Source organism: Candidatus Nanosalina sp. VS9-1 (assembly GCF_047555085.1).
Taxonomy (GTDB): domain Archaea; phylum Nanohalarchaeota; class Nanosalinia; order Nanosalinales; family Nanosalinaceae; genus Nanosalina.
Map to the genome: position 1 here is coordinate 615,052 of NZ_CP180230.1, position 23,056 is coordinate 638,107.

The 23,056-nt window shown below is 46.5% G+C and carries 24 protein-coding genes and 1 tRNA gene; 15 read left to right on the top strand and 10 right to left on the bottom strand.

The features are described 5' to 3' along the window. Positions 1-30: 30 nt before the first annotated feature. Positions 31-105: transfer RNA gene (locus ACK3SF_RS03635), tRNA-Arg, on the top strand. A gap of 108 nt (positions 106-213) precedes the next feature. Here the strand turns inward: ACK3SF_RS03635 and pyk are convergent. Further along, the gene (gene pyk, locus ACK3SF_RS03640; RefSeq protein ID WP_414837332.1) at positions 214-1,623 is read right to left on the bottom strand and encodes a pyruvate kinase; all 1,410 of its coding nucleotides are present in this window, start codon (positions 1,621-1,623) and stop codon (positions 214-216) included. A gap of 119 nt (positions 1,624-1,742) precedes the next feature. Here pyk and ACK3SF_RS03645 point away from each other — a divergent pair, with 119 nt between their 5' ends. Both ACK3SF_RS03645 and ACK3SF_RS03650 read left to right on the top strand, forming a co-directional pair. Further along, complete coding sequence (locus tag ACK3SF_RS03645) at positions 1,743-3,050, top strand: AAA family ATPase (RefSeq protein WP_414837333.1); 1,308 nt, start codon at positions 1,743-1,745, stop codon at positions 3,048-3,050. A 39-nt stretch (positions 3,051-3,089) separates the two neighbouring features. Next, positions 3,090-3,305: a hypothetical protein gene (locus ACK3SF_RS03650; RefSeq protein WP_414837334.1), complete on the top strand. Its 216-nt coding sequence runs from the start codon at positions 3,090-3,092 to the stop codon at positions 3,303-3,305. Between the two features lie 10 nt (positions 3,306-3,315). Here ACK3SF_RS03650 and ACK3SF_RS03655 read toward each other — a convergent pair whose 3' ends face one another. From ACK3SF_RS03655 to ACK3SF_RS03675, 5 genes are read right to left on the bottom strand one after another with little or no spacing between them, the layout of a single operon-like run. Then, the gene (locus ACK3SF_RS03655) at positions 3,316-3,570 is read right to left on the bottom strand and encodes a hypothetical protein (protein ID WP_414837335.1); all 255 of its coding nucleotides are present in this window, start codon (positions 3,568-3,570) and stop codon (positions 3,316-3,318) included. After that, positions 3,567-4,472: a YbaK/EbsC family protein gene (locus ACK3SF_RS03660; protein WP_414837336.1), complete on the bottom strand. Its 906-nt coding sequence runs from the start codon at positions 4,470-4,472 to the stop codon at positions 3,567-3,569. Before ACK3SF_RS03660 ends, ACK3SF_RS03655 begins: the two co-directional genes overlap by 4 nt. Before the next feature lie 21 nt (positions 4,473-4,493). Next, positions 4,494-5,903: an Asp-tRNA(Asn)/Glu-tRNA(Gln) amidotransferase subunit GatB gene (gene gatB, locus ACK3SF_RS03665; RefSeq protein WP_414837337.1), complete on the bottom strand. Its 1,410-nt coding sequence runs from the start codon at positions 5,901-5,903 to the stop codon at positions 4,494-4,496. A gap of 36 nt (positions 5,904-5,939) precedes the next feature. Beyond that, complete coding sequence (locus ACK3SF_RS03670) at positions 5,940-7,454, bottom strand: polyprenyl synthetase family protein (protein ID WP_414837338.1); 1,515 nt, start codon at positions 7,452-7,454, stop codon at positions 5,940-5,942. 26 nt (positions 7,455-7,480) lie between these two features. Further along, positions 7,481-8,842, bottom strand: a complete 1,362-nt coding sequence (locus ACK3SF_RS03675; RefSeq protein WP_414837339.1) for an amidase family protein — start codon at positions 8,840-8,842, stop codon at positions 7,481-7,483. Positions 8,843-8,925: 83 nt separating this feature from the next. Between ACK3SF_RS03675 and ACK3SF_RS03680 the strand changes: the two genes are divergently transcribed. After that, complete coding sequence (locus ACK3SF_RS03680) at positions 8,926-9,375, top strand: hypothetical protein (RefSeq protein WP_414837340.1); 450 nt, start codon at positions 8,926-8,928, stop codon at positions 9,373-9,375. Here the strand turns inward: ACK3SF_RS03680 and ACK3SF_RS03685 are convergent, their stop codons facing one another. Genes ACK3SF_RS03685 through ACK3SF_RS03695 form a run of 3 tightly spaced genes read right to left on the bottom strand, consistent with a single transcriptional unit; the run spans position 9,376 to position 11,438 of the window. Next, the gene (locus ACK3SF_RS03685; RefSeq protein WP_414837342.1) at positions 9,376-9,867 is read right to left on the bottom strand and encodes a hypothetical protein; all 492 of its coding nucleotides are present in this window, start codon (positions 9,865-9,867) and stop codon (positions 9,376-9,378) included. Between the two features lie 32 nt (positions 9,868-9,899). After that, on the bottom strand, positions 9,900-10,022 hold the full coding sequence (locus ACK3SF_RS03690) for a hypothetical protein (protein WP_414837343.1): 123 nt from the start codon (positions 10,020-10,022) through the stop codon (positions 9,900-9,902). 60 nt (positions 10,023-10,082) lie between these two features. Further along, the gene (locus ACK3SF_RS03695) at positions 10,083-11,438 is read right to left on the bottom strand and encodes a CARDB domain-containing protein (RefSeq protein WP_414837345.1); all 1,356 of its coding nucleotides are present in this window, start codon (positions 11,436-11,438) and stop codon (positions 10,083-10,085) included. Positions 11,439-11,577: 139 nt separating this feature from the next. Here ACK3SF_RS03695 and ACK3SF_RS03700 point away from each other — a divergent pair, with 139 nt between their 5' ends. The 5 genes from ACK3SF_RS03700 to ACK3SF_RS03720 are packed head-to-tail and all read left to right on the top strand — an operon-like array spanning position 11,578 to position 15,727. Further along, complete coding sequence (locus tag ACK3SF_RS03700; RefSeq protein ID WP_414837346.1) at positions 11,578-11,940, top strand: hypothetical protein; 363 nt, start codon at positions 11,578-11,580, stop codon at positions 11,938-11,940. Beyond that, positions 11,933-13,252: a hypothetical protein gene (locus ACK3SF_RS03705; protein ID WP_414837347.1), complete on the top strand. Its 1,320-nt coding sequence runs from the start codon at positions 11,933-11,935 to the stop codon at positions 13,250-13,252. The genes ACK3SF_RS03700 and ACK3SF_RS03705 overlap by 8 nt, the downstream gene beginning before the upstream one ends. Positions 13,253-13,279: 27 nt before the next feature. Next, positions 13,280-13,558 carry a hypothetical protein gene (locus ACK3SF_RS03710; RefSeq protein ID WP_414837348.1) on the top strand — a complete coding sequence of 93 codons (279 nt, stop codon included), beginning with the start codon at positions 13,280-13,282 and terminating at the stop codon, positions 13,556-13,558. Between the two features lie 57 nt (positions 13,559-13,615). Then, positions 13,616-15,040 carry a LamG domain-containing protein gene (locus ACK3SF_RS03715; protein ID WP_414837349.1) on the top strand — a complete coding sequence of 475 codons (1,425 nt, stop codon included), beginning with the start codon at positions 13,616-13,618 and terminating at the stop codon, positions 15,038-15,040. Beyond that, on the top strand, positions 15,041-15,727 hold the full coding sequence (locus tag ACK3SF_RS03720; RefSeq protein ID WP_414837350.1) for a LamG domain-containing protein: 687 nt from the start codon (positions 15,041-15,043) through the stop codon (positions 15,725-15,727). 38 nt (positions 15,728-15,765) lie between these two features. Here ACK3SF_RS03720 and gatC read toward each other — a convergent pair whose 3' ends face one another. Continuing rightward, the gene (gatC, locus tag ACK3SF_RS03725) at positions 15,766-16,044 is read right to left on the bottom strand and encodes an Asp-tRNA(Asn)/Glu-tRNA(Gln) amidotransferase subunit GatC (protein ID WP_414837351.1); all 279 of its coding nucleotides are present in this window, start codon (positions 16,042-16,044) and stop codon (positions 15,766-15,768) included. Between the two features lie 124 nt (positions 16,045-16,168). Between gatC and ACK3SF_RS03730 the strand changes: the two genes are divergently transcribed. The 6 genes from ACK3SF_RS03730 (at position 16,169) to ACK3SF_RS03755 (ending at position 23,021) form a co-directional block, all read left to right on the top strand. Beyond that, positions 16,169-17,587: a LamG domain-containing protein gene (locus ACK3SF_RS03730; RefSeq protein ID WP_414837352.1), complete on the top strand. Its 1,419-nt coding sequence runs from the start codon at positions 16,169-16,171 to the stop codon at positions 17,585-17,587. A gap of 414 nt (positions 17,588-18,001) precedes the next feature. Beyond that, positions 18,002-19,069, top strand: coding sequence for a cell division protein FtsZ (gene ftsZ, locus ACK3SF_RS03735; RefSeq protein WP_414837353.1), 1,068 nt, complete (start codon positions 18,002-18,004; stop codon positions 19,067-19,069). Positions 19,070-19,272: 203 nt separating this feature from the next. Further along, positions 19,273-19,812 (top strand): hypothetical protein, encoded by a 540-nt coding sequence (locus tag ACK3SF_RS03740; protein ID WP_414837354.1) that lies wholly within the window; start codon positions 19,273-19,275, stop codon positions 19,810-19,812. An 81-nt stretch (positions 19,813-19,893) separates the two neighbouring features. Beyond that, positions 19,894-20,400: a hypothetical protein gene (locus tag ACK3SF_RS03745; RefSeq protein WP_414837355.1), complete on the top strand. Its 507-nt coding sequence runs from the start codon at positions 19,894-19,896 to the stop codon at positions 20,398-20,400. Positions 20,401-20,507: 107 nt separating this feature from the next. After that, a complete protein-coding gene (locus tag ACK3SF_RS03750) occupies positions 20,508-21,164 on the top strand; it encodes a LamG domain-containing protein (RefSeq protein ID WP_414837356.1) in 657 nt (218 codons plus the stop codon). Between the two features lie 66 nt (positions 21,165-21,230). Further along, positions 21,231-23,021 carry a ribosome biogenesis/translation initiation ATPase RLI gene (locus tag ACK3SF_RS03755; RefSeq protein ID WP_414837357.1) on the top strand — a complete coding sequence of 597 codons (1,791 nt, stop codon included), beginning with the start codon at positions 21,231-21,233 and terminating at the stop codon, positions 23,019-23,021. The last annotated feature ends 35 nt before the right edge of the window (positions 23,022-23,056 follow it).

Here is a 23,056-nt window from a genome sequence, read left to right on the forward strand (position 1 = left end):
AAAAGAATTTCAAGTCAAGTTTTTGCCAAAGGGCCCGTAGCTCAGCTTGGACAGAGCGAGCGGCTTCGGACCGCTAGGTCTAGGGTTCAAATCCCTACGGGCTCGAACTCATCTACAGAGTTCGATCATGTTAAGCCATGCAACATGGCTTTCAGTCAAATTTTCTACTAGAACCCGATAGAAATAAGGAAAAATGGAGATGATAAGGCCTTTTTACTTGTCCATGATGCTTTCTACTGTCCTGATCTGCATCATGTTGGTGGTGCCTGTAACGGACGTCGGGATTCCTGCGGAAAGAACAAGTTCGTCTTCACCGGAGGCCAAGTTCAGACTTTTCATTCGGCGTGCGGAGGCCTCTAGCATCCCTTCAACATCATCCGGGAATTCCTCGTAGTAGGCATTTACTCCCCATGCAAGCTGCAGCTGTCTTTCAACTCTTTCCGAATCCGTGAATGCGATGATCGGGTTCTCAGGCCTGTACTTGGAGATGTTGCGTGCTGTGCTTCCTGAAGATGTGTGGGCCACGATGTACTCTGCCTCTGAGTCTCTCGCTGCCTGCCAGACGTTCTTGCAGATGATCTCTCTTGTCGTCTCCGGTGGCTGCTTGACAGTATGATGTGTATTACCTTCCATAGAGGCCTCTGCCTCTTCTACCACGTTCGACATGAATTTTACAGTTTTGACAGGGTAGTCTCCGATTGCTGTCTCGCCGGAAAGCATTACTGCATCCGTACCATCCAGTACTGCGTTCGCTACGTCGGATATCTCGGCTCTTGTGGCCGTAGGATTTTCTGTCATCGACTCCAGCATCTGTGTCGCTGTTATAACAGGTTTACCGGCCTCGTTGCATTTCTCTATCATCTCTTTCTGCATCATCGGAAGCTCAGCCGGCGGAAGCTCTACACCTAGATCTCCACGAGCCACCATGATAGCATCAGAGGCCTCCAGGATCTCGTCAAAGTTCTCCACGGCCTTCTTGTGTTCGATTTTCGAGATAATATGCATATCGGAATCATGCTCATCCAGGATCTCTCTGACTTCCTCTACATCCGAGGCCTCTTTCACAAAGCTGAGGGATACAAAGTCGTAGCCTTTCTCTGCTGCGAACTCGATATCTTCAACATCTTTCTCTGTCGGTGCTGAAAGGCCTATATCTTTCCCCGGTACGTTGACTGCTTTTCTACTGGATACTTCGCCGCCGTAGACTACTGTACACTCTGCAGTGTCATCCACTTTCTCTACTTCAAGCTCGATCTTTCCGTCGTCAATCCTGACTTCGTCGCCGGCCTCAATATGATTGATGAAATCACTGTAGTTGACTGAAAGAACTTCTTCATCACCAGTGATTTCTTCATCCGTTGTCAGTTCCACGCTGTGGCCTGTCTCAAGTACTGTATCTTCCTTTACTTCTCCGAGTCTGATCTCCGGGCCTTTTGTATCGATCATTACTGCGGTTTTCTCTGATACGTCGCGGATTCTGTCGTATATTTTTCCGTGCTGTTTGTGGTCGACGTGTGAGAAGTTCTGCCGTACTACGTCAACTCCTGAATCAATTATTTCTGAAAGTTTCTGTTTCGAGTCTGTTGCCGGGCCTATGGTGGATATTATCTTGGTGTTTTTCATCTTGTTTTTCTCCTCTATATCTCAGGTAGGATTTTTGTAACTCAACGTTTTTGAGTGAACAGGCCTCTGGCTGCGGTGTTTGATTTATAAAGATAAGACGGGAATTCTTGGGTGTATACATGGACTGGATCAAGGATCTGAGGAAGTTGCTGGTCCGTGTTCAACGCCGGGTGACTGATATGACTGAAAAGGATATTTCTGAAAAAGTGGAAGACAAGGAGGAATCAGAGGAAAAAGCAGATGAAAAAATGGAGAAAGATGACTCCAAAGAAGGCAAGGACAAGGATGGCAAGAAGCAGAAGGTTCAGTTCCCTCAGTACTTCCAGCAGCAGAACTCCAAGAACAGGAATCCAAACGGAACAAATCTGACAACTCCTGTTCTACGAGGAGTAGTCGTATCAGAGTTCGACGGCGAAAGAATCTGGGTGGAAGCCAGCGGAAACATGAAAGGCCGCTACGGAGTCGAAGTCCCAAGCGGATACGAGCCAACCGATTTCCAGCCAGGAACAGAAGTAGCACTTGATCCAAACAGTTTCAAAGTAACAGATATTGTAGACAAAGGAAAAGACGCAGAGTTCGACGCAGTAGAGACAGATGTAACATTCCAAGACATCGGAGGCCTTGATCACGTCATCAAAAGCCTTTCATCCAACGTCGGCGCACAGTTAAACAGTGATAAGAAGGAGAAAATAAAGGAATGGGGCATGGACATGGACAAATCCACGCTACTGATTGGAAGGCCTGGAACAGGAAAGACACACCTTGTAAAGGCCCTGAGCAATGAGTACGACGCAGAAATGTTCATGATCAACGGCCCGCAGCTTGTCGAAAAATTCATTGGAGAAGGAGCGAAAAAAGTCAAGCGACTCTACGAACAGGCCCGTGCCACAGAAAAGCCTTCAATCATCTTCATCGACGAAATCGATGCAATCGCAAAGAAGAGGCTGGACGACAGACGCCACGGAGGCGAAGAAGTCGAAAGAACAATGTCTCAACTTCTCTCCGAGCTTGACGGCCTTGATACAGAGGAAGATGGAAACGTTATCTCGATTTTTGCATCCAACACGCCGGATATCATGGATCCAGCTCTACTGAACAGATGCAGCGCGATCGAAGTACCTATCCCTAACGACGAAGCCAAAGAAGAAATCCTCAAGGTACACACAAGAAAGATCGATCTCAGCGAAGACCTGGATCTCGAAGAACTTGTCAAAGAGATGGACGAAGACTTCACAGGAAGAGACATCAAACAGATCGTCCGACAGGCCTCAATCACAGCACTCGATAGATACGACGACTACTCAGAGGCCGAGGCAGAGATGCAGGACTTCAGAGAAGCCATCAAGGATCTCAAGGAAGGAAACGTGGGAGTTGAGAAAGACTTCCTGGGTGAACGCGATGTCCATCCGGACGAGATGTTCGCCTAAACATATCAACTTCTCTTTAATTTTCAGAGATGATCCCAGATGAGCGAAAACGTACAGAAAGAGTTCAGACTTGAAAGAGAAGACGCCGCAGAGCTTCTGAGAGATATAGCAGAGGCCCTGGAGGAAGAGGAACAACTGAACATTGATATGGGTGATTCAAAGCTTGTGCAGCCTCTTGGAGGCCTCGTACCGCTTAGAGTGTACCAGGATGATTCCGGTACTGAGATCGGATTCCAGCTTCGCGGCGAAGGATAAAAAAATATTTTCAACTGTACTTTCTGTCAACGTAATCCAGGATTTTCTCCAGTTTCTTCTCTTTCTCGTAGCTACTGGAACTTGTCAGGAAATCCTGAGAATTCTTGTACAGAAAACCGTCGAAACCATCCAGATCCTTCACTGACTCCATCTCAAGGCCTGAAAGAACTTTTTCAAAGGCCTGAAACATCAGAAATCTTTTCTCAGCCACGTCGTCAGTATCTGAGGCCTGAAAGAATTTTTCCCGTGCTTTCTCAAGACTCATCGCAACTCCTCCATAAATTTTTCACGGGCCTCACCGGCATCTGCTTTACCGTTCGTCTCCTGCATTAACTGTCCAATAAGATAGTTCAGTGCCGAGTCACGGCCTTCCTGAAAATCTTCAACTGCATCAGGATTCTCCTCCAGTACCTCTGAAATCTTTTCCTCGAGATCAAAGCTTGAGGCCTCAGGAAGTTCACCGTTTTCACTGAGGGCCTCGACAAGCCGCTGCATATGCGTCTGGCTTTCAGCCCTGTCCAAGATTTCCGCAGCCGATTCGTATTCCGGATCAAGACTTTCTCGATTGAAGGCCTTCAGCAGATCCAGAACACGTTCCTGATTGTATTCTCGGGAGAGATCCAGAAATATGCTGCGAACGCCTTTGTTCACGACAAATTTTGCGGACTCTTCATCAAGGCCTCTATCCATTACTTCCTGGAAATCCTGTTCAGTAGAGACAGCGAAATCTCCAACTTCAAAAATGAAATCAGATTTTTCCAGGACCTCCCGGAAACTTTCTGCCTTAAGTATAACTGCTCGCTGTGTCTCGCCGACGGTGTGGGAAACTTTTTCGTTCTCGAATATTCTTTCATCTACGAAATGCTTCAACTCTGTTGAAAAAGGATGAACAGTCCCGGATTCGAATCCTGTAATCTCTTTAGATTTTTCCGGTGGAATCATGCGATACTCAGAACCGAATTTTTTCTCAGAAAGCGTGCGGTCGCCGGGCAAAAGCACATGGAACTTCTGGCCTTCTGCTTCGATTATCAAACTTTTCACGATCTGAGAAGTCTCCAGGCCTCTCTCCCTTGCTGCGTCGTCACAGCTTTTCGTCGGATTGTCCTGGATGACTTCTTCAAAACTTATTCCGAATTCTTCAAGTTTTTCATCCGCTTTTCTGGACATAGAATAGAGGCCTCCGGAAATTTATTCCAGCTGTTCCAGGATTTTCGCCCTTGCAGTCTTTGGATCAGCCTTTCCCTGGCTTTTCTGCATGACCTGTCCGACAAGGAAGTTAACGGCCTCTTGTTCCCCTGATTCGAAGTCTTCGACTGCTTCAGGATTTTCCTCGATAGCAGCCTCTACGAACTCTCCGATCTCATCGTCTTCGGCCTTGAGAAGATCCTCTTCTTCAACAACTTTCTCCGGATCAGATTTTTCGCCGACGACTTCACGTAAAAGCATCTCAGCATTCCTGTCTGAAATTTTTTCCTCGTCGATCAGGCCTAGCATATACTCGATAGAATCTTTTTCGAGGCCTGACTCGCTGTAAGTTAACTCGTTGTAGTTCAGGACTTTCTTCAAGTCGCCTGTCATCCACGAAGCGACTAAATCCGCATCGAATTTTCCAGCGAGTTGTTCGAAGTCCTCGGCCAGAGAGGCCTCTGTAATAAGTGATTCTACAAGTTTATCCTTCAAATTATATTCTTCCTTGAATCTCTCAAATTTCTCCTGCGGAAGCTCCGGCAGCGATTCACGGATCTCTTCTTGGAGTTTTTCATCCAGTTCCTGACGTGTCAGATCCGGATCGAAGATGTATCCATAGTCTTCCTCCGTTTCTTTTTCACGCATCTCTTCTGTCGCTCCTGTTCCCTGGTTGAAGTTTCTTGTCTGCTGTGTGACTTCTCTGCCACGTTTTTTCAGTTGTTTCTGCCGTGATATTTCGTAGCTCAGGGCTTTTTCGATATCTTTCGTTCCTGTAATGTTTTTGACTTCTACACGTTCACCGCCGTCGATCGAGATGTTCGCATCTGTCTTTATCGCAAAGTTTGACTCCGGCTGATACAGATCCAGATACTGCATCATCTGTGCCAGTTGCTGAAGATACGCCCGGGCCTCTTTCGGACTTGTAAAGTCTGGATCTGTTACGATCTCGATCAGCGGTGTTCCGGCTCTATTGTAATCTACTTTTGTATAATCAGAATCAGATATGTCGCCTCCGACATGTTTCATCTTCGCCGGATCCTCTTCTATATGGATCCTTGTTATACCGATCTCCTTTTTCTCATCTCCTACCTTGATCTCTTTCTCTCCTGATTCTCCTACAGGGATCTCGTACTGTGTGATCTGGTAGTTTTTACTCATGTCAGGGTAAAAATAGGTCTTCCGTGAGAAAAATACGTCTTCGTTGACGTTGCAGTTAAGTGCTTCAGAGGCCTTGACCGCCTGATTGACTACTTCCTCGTTCAAACGTGGCTTGGAACCTGGATGTCCGAGGCATGTCTCACATACATGTGTGTTCGGCTCGTCTGCTTCTTTGTTCGGGCATCCGCAGAAAAGTTTTGTCTCTGTATCCAGCTGTACGTGTGTCTCAAGGCCTATTTTTACTTCAGTCATAATCTAGAATATTTATGGAATCCTTTTAAGTTTAGTTCAGTGAGTTCTCTCGTTCATAGCTTCGGCGGCTTTGCCGAATAGATTGGCAGCTCCCTCACTGAAACCTTCATCCTGAAGATCGTTCGCTGCTCTGGAGGCCTCTTCTGCCCATCCTTCTAGCTGGGCCCTGTGAACGTCTTCCTGATCCCTCATCAGTCTCCTGATCTGGTTGTCGAATATTCTTTCAGTAAACTCTATTCCTTCGGCAGCCGCGATGTTTTCAGTTGGATCGTCTTCAGGACTTGTGGAGAAAAAGGCCCTGAAGTATTCTTCAGCAGGAACTCCTCCTATCTCCTCATCCTGAAGCTCGAGAACTCTATCCGTTGTAAGTGCTGTAGCCGTCCTTTTCCTGTTAGGAATATCTGAGTCGGACTTGTCCATGTTGCTTCCTATTACTTCCAGTAGATCGTCGCTGGACTGGAAGGCAAAGTTGAAGTTAGATGTGTACTCTCCAAGCAATTCGTTGACTCTGTCTCTCTGCTCATCAGTGTAATCAAGATTGTTCATCGAGTGTTCGGCAGCCATCTTCACGATACCGCCGTACAGGAATCCTGTCTTCCCCATACTCATATGCTTGTAGTCATCAAGAGTAAGATTTTCCATATCCTTACCCATCAAAATATCCTCGTTCTGGCCTCTGTTAACAACGTCCTGAACCTTGGCAAAGGCCTCCTTCGACTTCTGAGGGATATCAAGCTGATGATGGACGTTCAAGTCATTCGTCCACGACTCCATAACGTTTCCAGTAGTAATCGGGATATCAGCGCCGTTTTCTCCAAAGATGTGATTCATCATCACGTTAGCAGAGGCCCTGCCTCTTCTCTCAGTATCTCCGTCCATAAGATCGTCCTGTACGAGGGTTGAGGAGTGGAAAGTCTCTGCCATCGCACCCATCATCATAGTTTCGTATTCAACTGACTGCTCGAAGCCGTAGCTTGTTACCATTCCCAGAGTGCTTCTCAAGCCTTTTCCGCCTCTGAAGAAGTAATCAGCGATTACAGCATCTGCAACATCGTTTACATTATCAAATATACGGGAGTCGCCTATATTCGTAGTGTCCCATGTGCCTTCTTCTCCCATCGACATAATCTCATCGTAGAGAAGGCCTTCACGCAAAGCATTTATCGTGGCTATGTCCTGTCTTTCAAGGCCTGTATCATCCAGATGCGGATTCTGCTCGAAATACTGATCTGCGAACTCGTAGTTTTCATCGCCGACAAGTTCATCGCGGAATGAATCAAGGAAATCAAGTTTCTGGCCGAAAAGCTCCTTGTAAGCAATCAAATCAGTTACATTAGATTTCAGATCCTTCGAAAGAGCAACTATATCATAGGCCTGATCAGTATCCTCATAATCTCTTACAGTATCCTCAGCGTACTGTTCCAGGCCTTCATAACTCTGTTCATTCAGTTCAAGATCGGACTCCAGTTCTCCGGGGAAATCATCGACAACTCTACCTTTACTCTCTTCAAGAATCTGATCCATTGATCCCCAGCCCCCTTCCGCAGACATATTGTTACTATACAGAGAAAAATATTTTAATCAATGTACGTATATGCCAGATCAAGGAGCTTTTTCTCCTCAAAGTGATCGCCAACGATATGTAGGCCTGTAGGCATTCCTTGGGTCTTCCCGTTTGGCACGCTGATCATCGGCATACCAGCCAGATTAGGCCCGACAGTCAAAGTATCCATCGCATAAATCTCTTCAGGACTCATCTCTTCGGCCTCTTCAATCTTTGGAGCGATATTCGGCATCGAAGGACTAATTATAGCATCGTAATCCTCAAAGACTTCCTTATACTGATCTATGATCTTAGTTCGGACCTTCGCGGCCTTGATGTAGTATTCATCCCTGTAACCGGCCTGACGAGTGTAAGTTCCGAGTAATATTCTTCTCTTGGCCTCTTCTCCGAATCCTTCAGATCTGACTTCGGAAAAGTACTCGTTGAAGTCCTCGAACTGTTCAGGATCTTTCTCAAGTCCATATCTTATTCCTGACATCTTTGCAAGGTTTGTCGAGGCCTCGCTCATTGCCAAAACGTAGTAAGCTGGTACTGCTACGTCAGCTGAGAGCAGCGGCATGTCGACTTCTTCAACCTCAAATCCTTTCTCCTCAAGCTCTTCGATAGAGGCCTTGAAGTTCTCCATTACGCCTTCTTCTACTCCTTCAAGCTCCAAGTACTGTTTCGGTACAGCCAGTTTTCCTTCTGTATTTTCAAGATCTGAGTAGTCTGGTACTTCCTTTGAGCTTGTAGTCTGGTCGTTTTCGTCTTCTCCTGCGATCACTTCCAGGCCTTTCGCTGCGCCAAATACTGTCTTCGCTAGGACTCCGATCTTGTCCAGCGAGTTAGCGTAATCGACGAGGCCGTATCTGGATACTCTTCCGTATGTCGGAGTTATTCCTACGACTCCATTGTATGCAGCTGGATTCGTGATTGATCCTCCTGTGGATTCTCCTATAGAGATGACAGGCTGTTCCATGGCTGCGACGATTGCTCCTGCTCCTCCTGAAGATCCTCCGACAACTCTTTCCTCGTCGTGAGGATTCTTTGGAGTTCCGAAGGCGCAGTTCGTGGAGAAAGTTCCGAAGCCGAACTCGTCCTGCTGGGTCTTCCCGTAGAACGTCGCTCCTGCTTGCTTCAATCTCTCGACGACTGTGGCATCGAAGACAGGCCTGTAATCTTCAAGAATCTTGGATCCTGCGCTTGTAGTAACGTTTTCAGTACAGATAGCATCCTTCACCACGAAAGGAATATCTGATAGCGGGCCTTCGTTTTCGGCCTCTACTTTCTGTATTTCGCGCATGAAATTTAGCTTGTCGTTTTTCTTTTCCAGTTCGTCGAGAAACTCTTCGTGATTGAACTCCTGATCTCCTTCAGTATAATTTTTCAGGCCCATAAAGTCGTCTTGCCTGTGAAGCTTAAAAATTCTCTTTCGAACTCAGCAAAAAATTATAATATTTACCGCGAAGTGACAATTTTATGCATGAGATGGAGTTCTATGAGCATGAAGTAGAGGCCTATGAGGCTTTCGAAAAATTTGCCGGGCCTTTTGACTCCATCTACTACATGGGATCAGGGATCGACAGGACTCCGTCCGAGACTTTACAGGGAGAAGTTGTCCACGTTGATCACGATCCGAACTCTGTAAATTATCTGAAGAATCAAGGCCTGGACGCTAGAGAACAAGATGTTACAAGTTACAGGCCTGGAAAAAATTTTGATCTTATTCTTATCTCACATCTGACAGCGAACAGTCCGTTGATCGTGGAAAATATGGATGATGAGGGCGCAGTACTCTGTGGCACAGAATCCAGGGCGAGGAAACTAGATGAAAATACGGAACTTGATCTTGACGCTGTCTACCGAGATGAGATACTTCAGGAAGATCCTGCAGAAGTTCCTGAGGCCCAGATGTATTTCTTCCGTTAGTCAAAAATTTTCTGAGATGTATGACGCATCGGAGAGGCCTGGAAACATTTCCTGCATAGCTATGTACTCTTCCAGTTCCCAGGATTCATGTTCTGAAAGATCTACTGTCTCAGTTTTTGGATGCTGTTGTCCGAGGCCTTCATCAACAGTGTATACTGCAGTTATATTTTCGGAGTTTACTTCTCTGGATGTATAATCCGTTACTCCGCTCTGTTCCCAGTGATTTCTATCGAGATCAGCTGTATCTGTTTCAAGTTCTATTATCAGAGGCCTGTCCAGATCGTCAACTTTGTTTTCTTCATGGATCGAGCGTGCGAAGGATGCTGCTCTTGTAGGACTGGACGTCATATAGACGTCTACAGTTCTCAGCGGCGGAATATCGCCTTCGTACTCGATTCTGGCTGGCTCATTGTTTTTCAGCTCTCCGTCCTCCAGGTTAGTCAGAAGTCTCTGAAGACTTGTTCCACGGAAAAGCGTATCAATATCAGACACAGCTGTAAAAATACATAGAAAATTTTATACTCTTACTTTCTCTCACAGTCATCTATATGAAAAGTCTCACCGCAGTCTGTACAAGTCGGGAAAAGAGGTCTGTAGCCGTCGAAACTCATTTCTCCGCCGCATTCAGGACATAAAATTTCTGTCATAAATTTTTGGAGGCCTCCCTATGAATAATTAGACTTAACGTTTTTCTAAAAGCTGGGTTCTCAGTGGAATTCAAGACGGTACTTGACGAAGCGGCCTTCTAAAACTTGATTTGAAAGCTTTGAAGGGATACGTGACTCGTATGCGTAGACTCCGTATCTGCCCTGTCTCGGCTCCGAGTATGATTCTGTTATGAATACGAGATCCTGAGTGCCGTTGAAATCTGTTCCATCAGCTGTGTCGTAAAGAAGGCCTGTTACAAAGTTGGTGCTGTTTGTCGAGTTAGCTACAGGAACATCACAGAGCTGTTCCTGAAGTACAGTGTAACATCTGGTGCTGTCTGCCTCACCGTCGCCATCTTTATCGTACACTTCCTGTATCGAATCAGGATGCGTGGACATGGAAAGTGCTTCATCAGCTTCCTGTAGATCGCCGGAGAGATTTAGAGGCCTCAGATCAGAGATACTGTACACGGCTTCGTCATCGGAGTAGTAAAGATTTCCGCTCGGCATGTCCAGACTCCAGTCCTTCAGAGTCTTCGAGGTTCCTAGCTTGTAGATCAGTTCGCTGCCTCCATAGAAAATGTGGTAGCTGGAGACCTGGTAGTCCGAGGAGTTGAAGTTGTTGGACTCGTTCGTTTCATTGACTTCATTGAGATAATCTGCTTCTATACTGTAGTTGTACAGGCCTAGCTTGGATTCAAAGGTGAAGTTGACAAGCTTCCACGACTGGTTTTCGACAGTCACGTTCCGGGCCTGACTGTCCGTATACTGGAATTGTGAGCCGTTGAATTTTCTCTCCGTGAAGTTGAACAGAGAAGTCAGGTTTTCAGCACCTGGATTCGAAATATTGGCGGTGAAACGTGTTTCCTGGCCCTGAACCGGCTGAGAACGATTGAAATCTACTTCGCCGACTACAAGATCTGTTCTGTTGTGTTCAACGCTGAAACTGTGGGTACTCCAGTCGCTGAAACTCCATGAAACCGTTCCGGTGCCTGAACGGTTCAACTCGCTTCCCTGATTGAACGAGCGGTACTGGCCTGAACTGACGACGGGAAAGCCTCCGAAGCTGAAGAATATCTCGGAACCTGAAGAGGCCTCTGCCTGGAAATCAAAGACTGTCTCCCCGGGAAAAGGCCTGCTGTAGAATTTCTGCCCAAAGATCGTCATATTGACATCGCTTCCGGACTGGGAGACAGCTGAATAGGTGATATCGCTGTCATTCGATCTTTCGAAAGCCAGTTTCTGATCGGAAAAATTCAGGCCTGTGGAGTTGAACGTCTGTGTACTGTTCCACGAGATACTGGCTCCTGTAGACATGTTTATCTCGTCCTGAGAACTGATGTTGACTGTCGAGGCCTGTACAGCTCCAGCTACTAGAATCAGGGAGAAAAATAGTCTGAAGGTTTTTGAACTCATAGTTAAACATGTTTGAAAGAAGATGTAAATAAACCTGCGGCGTAAAAGACACTGAAGAGAGTTAAAACAGGTTCAGACAGTTATCCTGTCTTCCGAACCCATAATTAATTAAGTTACAGCCTGCATCTAGTATAATATAATGAGAGATAGAGATCAAGGCCTCAACTCCGGTGAAAACAGGGACGAAGCTGCTTCAGAATCAAGAAGAGAGTTTCTGAAAACGTTGATGCTGGGAACTGCGGCTACAGGCCTTTACGCATCTCTGCCCTCTGTAAGTGCTTTCTCTATAAGCTCTGAGGATCCTGTAAAATTCTTTAACTCGACTTCAAGTAGCGCCAACGTTGAGATACAGGCCTCCGGGAACGTGGACATCAAAGACAATGATATAGTTAATGCGAGGCGTGTTGAGGCCTCTGAAGTTAATTTTTCTGGTTCAAATAGTAACGGTAAAACTATAGTTTATGACAGCGAGCTTGATACACTGGTGGTAGTTGATGAGTGATGGATACGAGTTAGGTACGGCGAAGGTTTTCCAGGATTTTGCAACAGCTTTCGATGCTTTGAAGACTGCGGAACAGAACGTACAGTTTTCTATTGATCCCAGTCAGGGCCTGACACGGGAACGTTATGGATGGTATTCTAATGGAAATATTTTTGATTCAAGTTATTTTTCCAGTGATGCCGGTGAAATCGGTATCTCTACGGGTACAGGCAGCACTGATACAGCAAGGATAAGATCCGGTTACGCAGGACAGTACGTTTCACAGAGTCTGGCACAGCCAGGTCATGCGGTCAGGATTGATTCCGGGAACGTGAATATTGATGGAAGCGGCCTGGTTTCCTTGAGCCATGGTAACGTCAAGATAGGGCCTTTCATGCATGATGGCTCTCAGGTGACAGAAGGATTTTTCATCGAGTTTGACTCCTCGGGCACAAGATTTGTCCGTGTGAGAGGAGGAACACGTGTGACAGAGGTCGATCAGGCTAACTGGAATCTGGATAATATGACCGGTCAGGGAGGCTCCGCTAATCCTTCCGGTGAACAGCTGGATCCCTCCGAAATGTATATCTACAACTATCCGTTTACTTGGTATAACTCTGGGCGGCTTTCGATCGGTAGAAGCAGGACCACCGGCATACCGAAGCCCCAGCAGATCCAGTTGTGGCACGAGTTCCAGCCAAGCGGAGAACCTAACCTGAATACTGCAAATCTTCCTGTACAGATAGTATTTGACAACGCAGGTACAGGCCAGAGTCTTTCCGGTGCCCTGGGAGGCATGCAGTACAGTATCTACGGGGGAGATGGGCCTGTCGAGAAAAGAGTTACAGAGGCCATTGACAACGATATCTCGATAAGTGTTGCACGGAACGATCCTATCGATCCTGCGGCACAGCCAGGAACACCGATTTTTGCGGTGAGACGGCAGAGCGGCTACGAGGATCTGGAAGTTATGATCAGCGACCTGGAAGTTGTACCGTCCAGCACAGACCTGTTTTTCTACGTGTGGTATGTCTGGGATTCGTCTGCACTTTCCGGAGCAAGCTTCAATCAGGCCTCTACAAGAAACTTCAGCTCGGAGACACGTATAGAAATCGATAAATCAGCGACGTCTTTCGATGCAACAAACGCCATCAATGAAAGAGTCTTCCGTGTAAGCGGAGCTAAAAACAACGAGAAAGTGAGTGTGTTCCCTAGAGAGGCCGAATCAAGACTTCCTCTGGAAGCTACTGCAGTCGTAACAGCTGTAGAGGCCGATACTAACGGAAACGGGACTACAGCAGACGTCGTCATGCCTATCATCGAAGGATTCTAAATTCCTCAATGGAGGAGAAAAAATTCTGTGAGAGATATAGTCGAAACAGAGAAAATCAGCGACGAACAACTCGATGGTGTCCACGCCAGACTTGAACAGAACTCTGAAGACCGGACAGTTATAGAAGAGACCGGTACAGAGGCCGAAAGAATCTTCCGCTACAAGTTCGAAGAGGAAGACCTTGGAGAGATATGGTATGGACAGATCGACATAGAGATCTACGATAAAACTTTCCAGGCTCGTGGAGACGAAGCACTTCTCAACAGGTACTTTGCGGAAAACAGGATACAGGAAATAGAGTACTGAAAGAACTCAAAAACTTATTAACAGAAAATTCCAAAAAACTAGTTAGAGGCCTTGAAAATGAGTATTCGCTGGGATTCAGAAACTGACTGGAAAAACAATCAAGACTCCTCAGGTACTACAGGACGGAACGGAAACTTGAAGCAGGGATACTCTCATGACAGGCCTCCGCTTTCACAAGACTTGATCGGATACTGGCCTCTACACGACGAATCAGCAACAGATTACTCAGGAAACAACAATCACGGGACTCTCAACGGCGGGCCGACGACGGGAGTTGCAGGAAAAGGAGGCCTTGAAGCAATGAGTTTCGACGGCTCCGATGATTATATTTCTGTAGGATCTTTGAATGTAGGAACTACAGTTACAGCTACAGCGTGGGTTAATCTGGATGAGAGAAAGTCCAGTGAAAATCATACTATAGGCCCTCATGTGGACAACGGAAGCACACAGGGATTCAGAATATTTACTGATTCAGACACAGAAGAGGTAGGTGTCTGGACGAGAAATGATAACAGCTCCGTTGATAATCTAGTGAGTTCCTACTTGCCGCCGCTGAATGAATGGGTGTTCATAGCATTCACATATGACGGTTCAACAGGCCGACTATACGCCGATGGACAGGAAATCGCTTCAGGCATTATGGAGGCAAATTCCTTCGCCGGGACAAGCTTCATAGCCAGGTACTCGGGAGGAGGTTACAATCTAAACGGGCAGCAAGCCGGCGTAAGACTCTACAACGGGCCTCTCTCACAGAGCGAGATAAATACACTGTACGAATGGGGATCAGGCGATTATGCAAGGCCTCCGAGTGACGGTGTTTCATACTACAAGTTAGATGGTGACGCCAATGATAGTTGGGGAGCCAACGATGGGAGTAACAGTGGCGCTGCTTTTATCTCGGACTCTATTCGGGGGAGTGCCTTAGAGTTTAATGCCGGTGAGAGTGACCGTGTTGATATATCTCATGTAACTGAGCTTAATCCGTCGAACGGGCGTTTGACTGTTTCCTGCTGGGTGAAGTCGGATTCAGCTCCGTCGAATACGCCAGGGATAGTTGGAAAGGTAGACGGTGCGTTCGCCAACGGATATCAGTTGTTCCACAACGGAGATGGTACTGTGACTTTCCGGGTCGAGGATTCACCGGAGAACGTGGCCACTGTCTCCAGCAGCAACAGTATATCACACGGCAACTGGACCATGATCACTGCAGTACTTGACAGGCCTAACGGCGTTCAGAGGCTTCACATCAACGGGGAAACAGTTGATACGAACGATCCATCCAATCTTAAGACAGTGGACCCGTCTGCAGATCTGAAGTTCGGGGTTTTTGATCCTCCAAACAGCAGCAAGGAACGCTACTGGTCAGGTAAGTTAGACGACGTACGGATCTACGACTACGCTCTCAAACCATACGAAGTAGCTGAAACTTACAGGTACGGTACGAGAGGCCGTGACCTGAGAAAACAACTGGTGAATCACTGAATGGTACTAGTCGGATACTGGCCTCTAAACGAAACCTCCGGAACAACGGCATACGACGTCAGGAACGGAAACGATGGAACAGTCAACGGTGCCGGACCTGATGGAACAGGTACTTCTTCAGGCCTGCTTAACTCCTCAGCGTACTCGTTTGATGGGACTGATGACTATGTGACTATGCCTCGTTCGAGGGAAGGTTTTCCGAAAAGCTATTCTGTATGGTTTAACCCGGGAGATGGTTCCGGATATCCTGCAGTACTACGTGATGATTACCATACTCAGGACGCTTACAGTGGAATAAGTATACAGTATAACGCTCCAGACACCTGGGCGCTACAGATAGGCGATGGCAGCGGATCAGGTTCCAGCCACAGAAAAAGTCACAAAGGAGGAGATTTAACTCTGGGAAACTGGCATCACCTTGTTGCCGTGGCAAGAGGAGTAAACGATGTAGAACTCTACAAAAACGGTGTAAACGACTACAAAGGTGTTTCAGGAAGCGGGAGTTCAGTTCAGTACATCGGCTCGAAAAACGTTATGGGATTCAGGCCCGCAGGAAGCTACTACACTCCAGGAAAAATACAGCATGTCAGAATCTACGACCACGCACTGACACCGCAGGAAGTACAGTACATGTATTCAGTCGGAAAAAATAGAGGCCTGCACATCTCCAGCGAAAAAACTCTGTAAAAAACTTCCGAAAGATAAATCCCAGTAAAAAATTTTTTCTAGGCGCTTGGGCCTTTGAAGTATCCTTCTTCCTCGTTTTCCGTATTCTGGAAGACTTCTTCTTTTTCAAGAGTTTCCTCTTTCTCATCGCTTCTTGTCGTCGAATCGACGTCCACAGGATGGAAAGATGGCTCAACATCTTCTGTATCAACTTCGTCAAGAGTCTCGAACATTCCCAGAATCTTATCGAATTCCTCTGAGAACTTCGAGGCCTCTTCATCTGAAAGATTGATCCTTGCGTTCTTCGCAACTTTCTGAACTTCTTTTTGATCTACCATACTTCAGAACTGTAGACAAATTCTTTAGTAATCCACGGAGAGCCCAAAAAAATTTCCACAGGCCTCTGAAAAGTAATTTATTAGGAAGATTCAAATTAACTTATAGAGGCCTCAGAAATTTTTCATGGCGATAAGATGGGATTCAGAAAGCGACTGGGAGAACAGTCAGGACAGTTCCGGTACAGTCGGCAGAAATGGAAATCTACGGCAAGGATATTCAAGAGAAAAGCCTCCGCTTTCTCAAGGCCTTGTCGGATACTGGCCTCTACACGACGATTCGGCGACTGATTACTCAGGAAATAATAATCATGGAACACTCAATGGCGGAGTCACGACAGGCATCGCTGGAAAAGCTGGTTTACAGGCGATGAGTTTTGATGGGAGCGATGATAGTATCGATATTCCTGATCAGCTTTTATCTAATGGCTCTTCTTTAACTCTTTCTTTCTGGTTCAAGGCCGATACACTAGGGAACGATGATCGTCCTGTGGCAATCAGCCAGAGCCATGAATGCCTTGCAAATATAGGTCGTTCAGGAACTAACGAGATTGGTGTTCGATGGAGAGCAGGAGACGGTAACGCGAGAGATTATGAATTCAAAACTATTTCTACAGATACATGGCATCACTATGCAGTTACCTATGACAGTAGCTCAGGCGACTTGAAAGGCTATCTTAACTCAACAGAACAGCTGTATAAAGCCGGTATTGGTTCTTCAGGTATAAGTCAGGAATCGGCTATAGGGCAGAAAGGAGGTACAGGATATTTCAATGGAAAAATCTCAGACGTCCGTATATACAACCGTACTCTATCCTTATCCGAAATAAATACGCTGTACGAATGGGGATCTGGCGACTATGCGAGGCCTCCAAACGACGGAACGGCATACTACAAGTTTGATGGTGATGGCTCGGATTCATGGGGATCTAACTCAACGACTAACAGCGGTGTAGTCTTTTCCTCTGATTCTGTAAGAAATCAGTCAGGAGAGTTCCAGGCCTCGAACAATGATCGCGTTGTGATAGATAACTCTGAGAGTAGCTCTCATCCTCTCAACGTCGGAAATCTTGCTGCATCTGATTTCACAGTATCTACATGGGTGAAGTTTGACTCATTCCCTAATACCAACAACGATATTATCGGAAGCTACGATGGAGCATGGTACATGCTGTGGTACAACACTGGTACAGGATTCAGATGGGGTGTAGACGACGGCTCAAACAAGATCACAGCCGACGGCGGCACAGCACAGACAGAAACATGGTACCACCTCACAGGCACGTACGACAGCTCCGAGAAGAAAGCAGAACTTTACCTTAACAGCTCCAAGATAGCTGAAGGATCAAACACAAGCTTCACCGCCACAGCTTCCTCAAATCCTGTTCACATAGGAGATGGAGGCTCAGGAAGAACCAGGCCTTTAAACGGACATATCGATGACTTGCGGATCTACGATAGAAAACTGAGGCCTGAAGAAATATTTGAACTCTATAGGTACGGCACCAGAGGCCGCGACTTGAGAAAGTTCCTGGTGACGCACTAGTCCCTATACCAGCTTTTTTTCAGGAGTTAAGGCCTCCGGATTTTTGTCTAAGAGATATAGTATAGAATTTTTTGAGGCCTGAAAATTATTTGCGTTTTTAGTTACTGGCGGTGAAGTAAATTTTTTCTAGAGTGGAGAATAGTGAAAACTGTCCGAAGATTTATAAACGGGCTAAGGTAAAAGTAAGTTAGATAAGATACATTTGTTCAAGTCTGGTGGGACAGATCTTGAACGACTCGCCTTCGAACTTGGTGGGACAAGTTTCGAGGCAAACATCGATCGGTTCACAAGTTTGGGACTTGTGATTGAACATTGGGAATTTACGTGTAACGTTTGGGAAACTTTCTATGGTAGAGTTAGGTCTACTGCTTTAAAAAACTATGGTAGTTCAATCGGTGAGGGCCAGAAGGTAAGATGGAATCTATAATAAACGACTCTGAAAACGACGGAAAAACCAGTCAAAATCTGGATGATGTAAAGGATGCAAGAATCCTTGTAGTGGGTGTTGGAGGAGCTGGTAATAACCAGGTTACTCGTATCCAGAACAAGGAGGTTGCAGGAGCTGAGACAGTTGCGATCAATACTGACAAGCAGCACCTGGAGATGTCATCCGCCGACAGAAAAATACTTGTCGGAAAAGACTTGACAAGAGGTCTTGGAGCTGGAGGAGAACCTGAGACAGGTGCTCGTTCAGCTGAAGAGAACAGGGCCGAACTAAGAAATCTTTTCAAAGAAGCTGACATGGTCTTCCTCACCGCAGGAATGGGAGGAGGAACAGGAACAGGAGCAACACCAGTCCTCGCAGAAATCGCAAAGAAAGAAGACTGTATTGTGATCGGAACAGTAACAATGCCTTTCGAGATCGAAGGAGCAAGAATGAGCAAGGCAGAAGAAGGCCTCTACAGACTGAGGAAGCACGTCGATACAGCGATCGTCATCGAAAACGACAAGCTACTTGACATCGCAGGCGACATGCCTCTCGACCAGGCCTTCGGAGTCGCAGATGAACTGATCACTACAATGATCAAGGGAATCACAGAAACGATCAGCAAGCCAAGCCTTGTCAATCTGGATTACGCTGATGTCCAGGCAATTATGAATGAAGGAGGAGTCGCCGTAGTAGGATACGGTGAATCAGACACCTCCAACAAAGGAAGGGAAGCGATCCATGAAGCGCTCTCGAATCCGTTGCTTGACGTAGAGTTTGACGGAGCAAACGGAGCACTTCTGCACGTAGCAGGAGGAGAAGACCTGACACTGAACGAGATCAACGACGTCGGTCAAAAAGTCACCGAAAAGCTGAACAAACAGGCACAGGTCATCTGGGGTGCAAGAATCAAGGACGACCTCAAAGGAAAGATGCAGGTCATCTCAATCATCACAGGCGTAAAATCACCTTACGTCCTTGGAGAACTGGATGAAGACGAAGAATCTGAAGTCACAGGCGACGTAGAGGACCTGGGACTGGAGATCGTCGAGTAGAAAAAAGCTTTCCACAAGCCGGATGCCGTAGAGGCCTCCGGGCAAAATCTATATTAGACGGTGGGATCTCTGTACACCGGGATGTTTTAACCCCCTCCCCCTCCCCCCCTTATTCCTGGTGTATGGGGATCTCCCGCTAAACCTTTTTCTTTTAGACAAGTTTTTCCGAAATAACTATAACATTAAACTAACAGAGTTGTCCTGTGAAGCGTGTATATCTTTACCTGATTACAGGCCTGTCGATAATAGCAGGTGCAGCATCAGCATACTTCATAAATACTGGAAATGGATTATCAGCTGCCTTAGCAGGCCTGGCAGGATTTCTGTTCCTGGAGTACGGGAAGGAGAAATCCATAGAGCTGAAGAACCGGAAGCAGGTAAAGGCCTTGAACAGCACTTCGACAACGCTTCTTGAGGTTGTACTTATTGGAGGCCTTCTGGCAAGTCAGAGTCTGCCGATCAAGCTTTCAGTTGCGGTTCTGTCATCTCTCGTGTTCGTGAAGGCGTTGAAAAGCAACTCGGAGAACTTTCTGAATACGGATGTTAGTCTTCGCTTCGATCAGAGAGGCAGAGTTATCACTGCTTTAGCTGCTATGGCGCTCTCGATATTCAATCCTTACTATATCTTCATCGGGGCTTGGGTGCTTCTGGGATCGGTAATAGTTGATACCGCGGAGATACTTTACGATCTACAGGACAGAAGCGAGAAATCCAAGCTGAAGAACAGAATCATGTCAAACTAAGTTTCTACCCCTCTGAAAGGCATTGATAAAAACAGGCCTACGGTACCCATCTATTTAATTTTTCACCGGGCTTGTTGTTATATGCAAGCACCAATATGCAACGTATGTCTAAAGAGTGACGTTCTCTGCAGCAACTGTGAGGAGAAGCTGGAGAACGGGGAGATCTCAGAACTTGAAATCAAAATCTCACGGATACTGAAAGAACTCAGCAACGAGTACGGCTCACTTCGCGACAGCGAAATCATCCACGTCTACGACACAGAAAACGTACTTGTAATCGTTACAGCAGAAGGAGACGGAGCCAAAGTAGTCGGAAGAGGCGGCGAAATCGTCAAAGAAATCGCAAGCCGAGTCGACAAAAGCATCCGTGTAGTAGAACAGGCAAAAGAAGACAGAGCAGTAATCCAGGGCCTCCTAAGTCCTGCAGAAATCAAGTCAATCAACACAGTCTTCAAGCCTGAAGGCGAAAGCCAGAAGATAGTAGTCGACGAAGAATACGAGGGAAAAATCAATCTCTCCATCGACGAACTACAGCAACTGATCAGCGACATCACAGGCACAGACTACGAGATCTCCTTCGAAGAATAGAACACAGGCCTTCCAAGAGGCCTCTCATTTTCCAATTTTTCTCTAAGAAATTTTCTTCTGACACTCTGACAAATTATAAATTAGTCCAAGGCCTAAAATCTGCATAAATGACGCTTATCGGCTACTGGCCTCTCAACGAAAACTCGGGATCAAAGGCCTACGATCATTCCGGAAATGAGAATCACGGAACTTTGAATGGTGGAGTTACACAGGGAACAACGGGCCTTCTGGCAGATACTGCGTACAGTTTCGATGGTTCTGATGATTACGTCAGTATAGCAGATAGTTCTGTTCTTGATGGCTCACCGATCTCTGCTACCGCATGGGTTAAAACCTCTGCAAGCGGAGAAAAAGTTATAGTTGCAAAGTTCAACTCATCCTCCCCCTATAATGGATACTGGTACGGACAGGGGAAAGATGGAGGTATCAGAGTATGTCTCGGATATGACGGGCAGAAATGCTACGAAGTAAGTGATTTTCCTAACGATGGAAACTGGCACCAGATCTGCTTCACTTACGATAACTCAACTCTGAAAATATACCAGGATGGAAAACATATAGATTCAATATCAGAGACAACGGACGTGAAAGATACAGCAACAGACCTACAGATCGGATATGGACAGTGGGGAGTAGAAAACGAGTGGAATGGAAAAATATCCGAAGTAAGAATCTATGACAGGCCTTTAACGAAAAGTGAAGTCCAGTACCTGTACAACGTCGGAAAAAGAGGCCTTCATACTACTTCCAGGAAAACTTCTTAGAATTTTTCTGGTAGAGGCCTGTGTGGAGTTCTGGTTTTAAGAGTTTTCTCTTGTTATTTTCTGTTTATGAGTACTGGAAAAAATTCGAAGGATTTTATTGTAGTGGTGGATCAGGAGAAGATTGAGCCTGACTTGGCGCGTGAGACTGTGATTAATTTTGATCCGTTGAATCGTGCCGGGAAGGATGGCGGATTTTATTTGACTGATAACGGCGAGCTGCACATCGACGATGAGCACGTTATGGAGGCTCACAAGATGGCTATCAACAAGTATCCGTACGACGGAGCTATCCAGATGATCCAGTTGCCTTTCGAGGAAGGAGAACGTATCCACCAGTTCAGCGAGAACAGTTTCCGGCTCTACGGACTTCCGACACCTGAAGAAGGCCGTGTTGTAGGCCTTATCGGGGAAAACGGAATCGGAAAATCTGTATCCCTGAAAATTCTCAGCGGCCAGATAAAGCCGAATCTGGGAGACTACGAGAATCCTCCTGAATGGCAGGATATACTTGAGGAGTACCGTGGAACAGGCCTTCAGAAACATTTCGAGAAACTGGCTGAAGACGAGATAGAGTCTGCGTACAAGCCTCAGCAGGTTGAAAGATTGCCGGATGTGTACGACGGTGTTGTACGTGAGCTTCTGGAAAAAGTTGATGAGAGAGGCCTTCTGGAGGAAGTAGCTGAGAATCTGGATATAAAGCAGTTGCTTGACAGGGAGCTTGAGCATCTCTCCGGTGGAGAGCTTCAGAGAGTTGCGATTGCGTCTACAGTCCTTAAAGACGTGGATATCTACATGATCGACGAGCCATCGTCTTTCCTCGACGTGAAGCAGCGTCTTAACGCAGGACGCGAGATACAGGCCTTGGGCGAGGAAAAATCTGTTATGGCTGTTGAACACGATCTGGCTACTCTTGACTTGATTTCCAGCGGTGTACATATCTTCTACGGGGAGCCGGGCGGATATGGAATGGTTTCCAACATGTTTTCAACTAAAGAGGGAATAAATCAGTATCTTGACGGCTATCTGCCTTCTGAGAATATCCGTTTCCGTTCAAACAGTATAGAGTTTGATCGTACAAAGCGTTCTCAGGTGGAGCGAAAGCCTGTAGTCTTCGAGTTCCCGGAATTCGAAAAGGATTTTGGGGATGGAGAGTTCCAGGTCGAGGTTGAAGGCGGCAAAGTCCACGACGAGGAAATACTTGCAATTTTCGGGGAAAACGGACTTGGAAAAACAGTTTTCGCAAAAATGCTGGCCGGAGCGATAGAGGCCGATAAAGGAGAGTCCCCGGACGTGGATATAAGCTACAAGCCACAGTACCTGGAGGCCCAGGATGAAACAGTAGAACAGGCCCTGAGAAAACACGTTAACATAGACAGTAAAAGATTTGAGAACCGTATCGGTGAGCCTCTAGGCCTTGAAGAGCTTTACGAGAGAAATCTTGAGGATTTATCTGGAGGAGAGTTACAGAAAGTTGGAATAGCGATCTGTCTGTGTAAAGACGCCGATATCTATCTTCTGGACGAGCCTTCTGCCTACCTTGATGTAGAGGCCCGTGTAAATCTGGCGAAGATGCTGAAGAGATTTGCCAGAAAGACGGAGAAGCCGCTCATGATTATCGACCACGACCTCCTGCTTCTTGACTATGTAGCGGACCGTGGAATGGTATTCAGCGGGGAGCCAGGAGTGGAGGGGAAGGCCTCTGAACCGGAGAAGATTGGAGATGCTATGGATCGATTCCTGGAGGATGTAGGCCTGACTTTCCGTAAAGATCCTGATACAGGGAGGCCTCGTGCCAACAAGCCTGGAAGCCAGAAGGATCAGGAGCAGAGGCATGAAGGCGACTTCTACGAGAAGTAGGGGAAAGATTAAAGATTCTGAAGAGGGAAATTTTT

Coding starts and splice junctions, on each gene's coding strand:
- pyk (WP_414837332.1), bottom strand. CDS start 1,623: ATGAAAAACACCAAGATAATATCCACCATAGGCCCGGCAACAGACTCG.
- ACK3SF_RS03645 (WP_414837333.1), top strand. CDS start 1,743: ATGGACTGGATCAAGGATCTGAGGAAGTTGCTGGTCCGTGTTCAACGC.
- ACK3SF_RS03650 (WP_414837334.1), top strand. CDS start 3,090: ATGAGCGAAAACGTACAGAAAGAGTTCAGACTTGAAAGAGAAGACGCC.
- ACK3SF_RS03655 (WP_414837335.1), bottom strand. CDS start 3,570: ATGAGTCTTGAGAAAGCACGGGAAAAATTCTTTCAGGCCTCAGATACT.
- ACK3SF_RS03660 (WP_414837336.1), bottom strand. CDS start 4,472: ATGTCCAGAAAAGCGGATGAAAAACTTGAAGAATTCGGAATAAGTTTT.
- gatB (WP_414837337.1), bottom strand. CDS start 5,903: ATGACTGAAGTAAAAATAGGCCTTGAGACACACGTACAGCTGGATACA.
- ACK3SF_RS03670 (WP_414837338.1), bottom strand. CDS start 7,454: ATGTCTGCGGAAGGGGGCTGGGGATCAATGGATCAGATTCTTGAAGAG.
- ACK3SF_RS03675 (WP_414837339.1), bottom strand. CDS start 8,842: ATGGGCCTGAAAAATTATACTGAAGGAGATCAGGAGTTCAATCACGAA.
- ACK3SF_RS03680 (WP_414837340.1), top strand. CDS start 8,926: ATGCATGAGATGGAGTTCTATGAGCATGAAGTAGAGGCCTATGAGGCT.
- ACK3SF_RS03690 (WP_414837343.1), bottom strand. CDS start 10,022: ATGACAGAAATTTTATGTCCTGAATGCGGCGGAGAAATGAGTTTCGAC.
- ACK3SF_RS03695 (WP_414837345.1), bottom strand. CDS start 11,438: ATGAGTTCAAAAACCTTCAGACTATTTTTCTCCCTGATTCTAGTAGCT.
- ACK3SF_RS03700 (WP_414837346.1), top strand. CDS start 11,578: ATGAGAGATAGAGATCAAGGCCTCAACTCCGGTGAAAACAGGGACGAA.
- ACK3SF_RS03705 (WP_414837347.1), top strand. CDS start 11,933: ATGAGTGATGGATACGAGTTAGGTACGGCGAAGGTTTTCCAGGATTTT.
- ACK3SF_RS03715 (WP_414837349.1), top strand. CDS start 13,616: ATGAGTATTCGCTGGGATTCAGAAACTGACTGGAAAAACAATCAAGAC.
- ACK3SF_RS03720 (WP_414837350.1), top strand. CDS start 15,041: ATGGTACTAGTCGGATACTGGCCTCTAAACGAAACCTCCGGAACAACG.
- gatC (WP_414837351.1), bottom strand. CDS start 16,044: ATGGTAGATCAAAAAGAAGTTCAGAAAGTTGCGAAGAACGCAAGGATC.
- ACK3SF_RS03730 (WP_414837352.1), top strand. CDS start 16,169: ATGGCGATAAGATGGGATTCAGAAAGCGACTGGGAGAACAGTCAGGAC.
- ftsZ (WP_414837353.1), top strand. CDS start 18,002: ATGGAATCTATAATAAACGACTCTGAAAACGACGGAAAAACCAGTCAA.
- ACK3SF_RS03745 (WP_414837355.1), top strand. CDS start 19,894: ATGCAAGCACCAATATGCAACGTATGTCTAAAGAGTGACGTTCTCTGC.
- ACK3SF_RS03750 (WP_414837356.1), top strand. CDS start 20,508: ATGACGCTTATCGGCTACTGGCCTCTCAACGAAAACTCGGGATCAAAG.
- ACK3SF_RS03755 (WP_414837357.1), top strand. CDS start 21,231: ATGAGTACTGGAAAAAATTCGAAGGATTTTATTGTAGTGGTGGATCAG.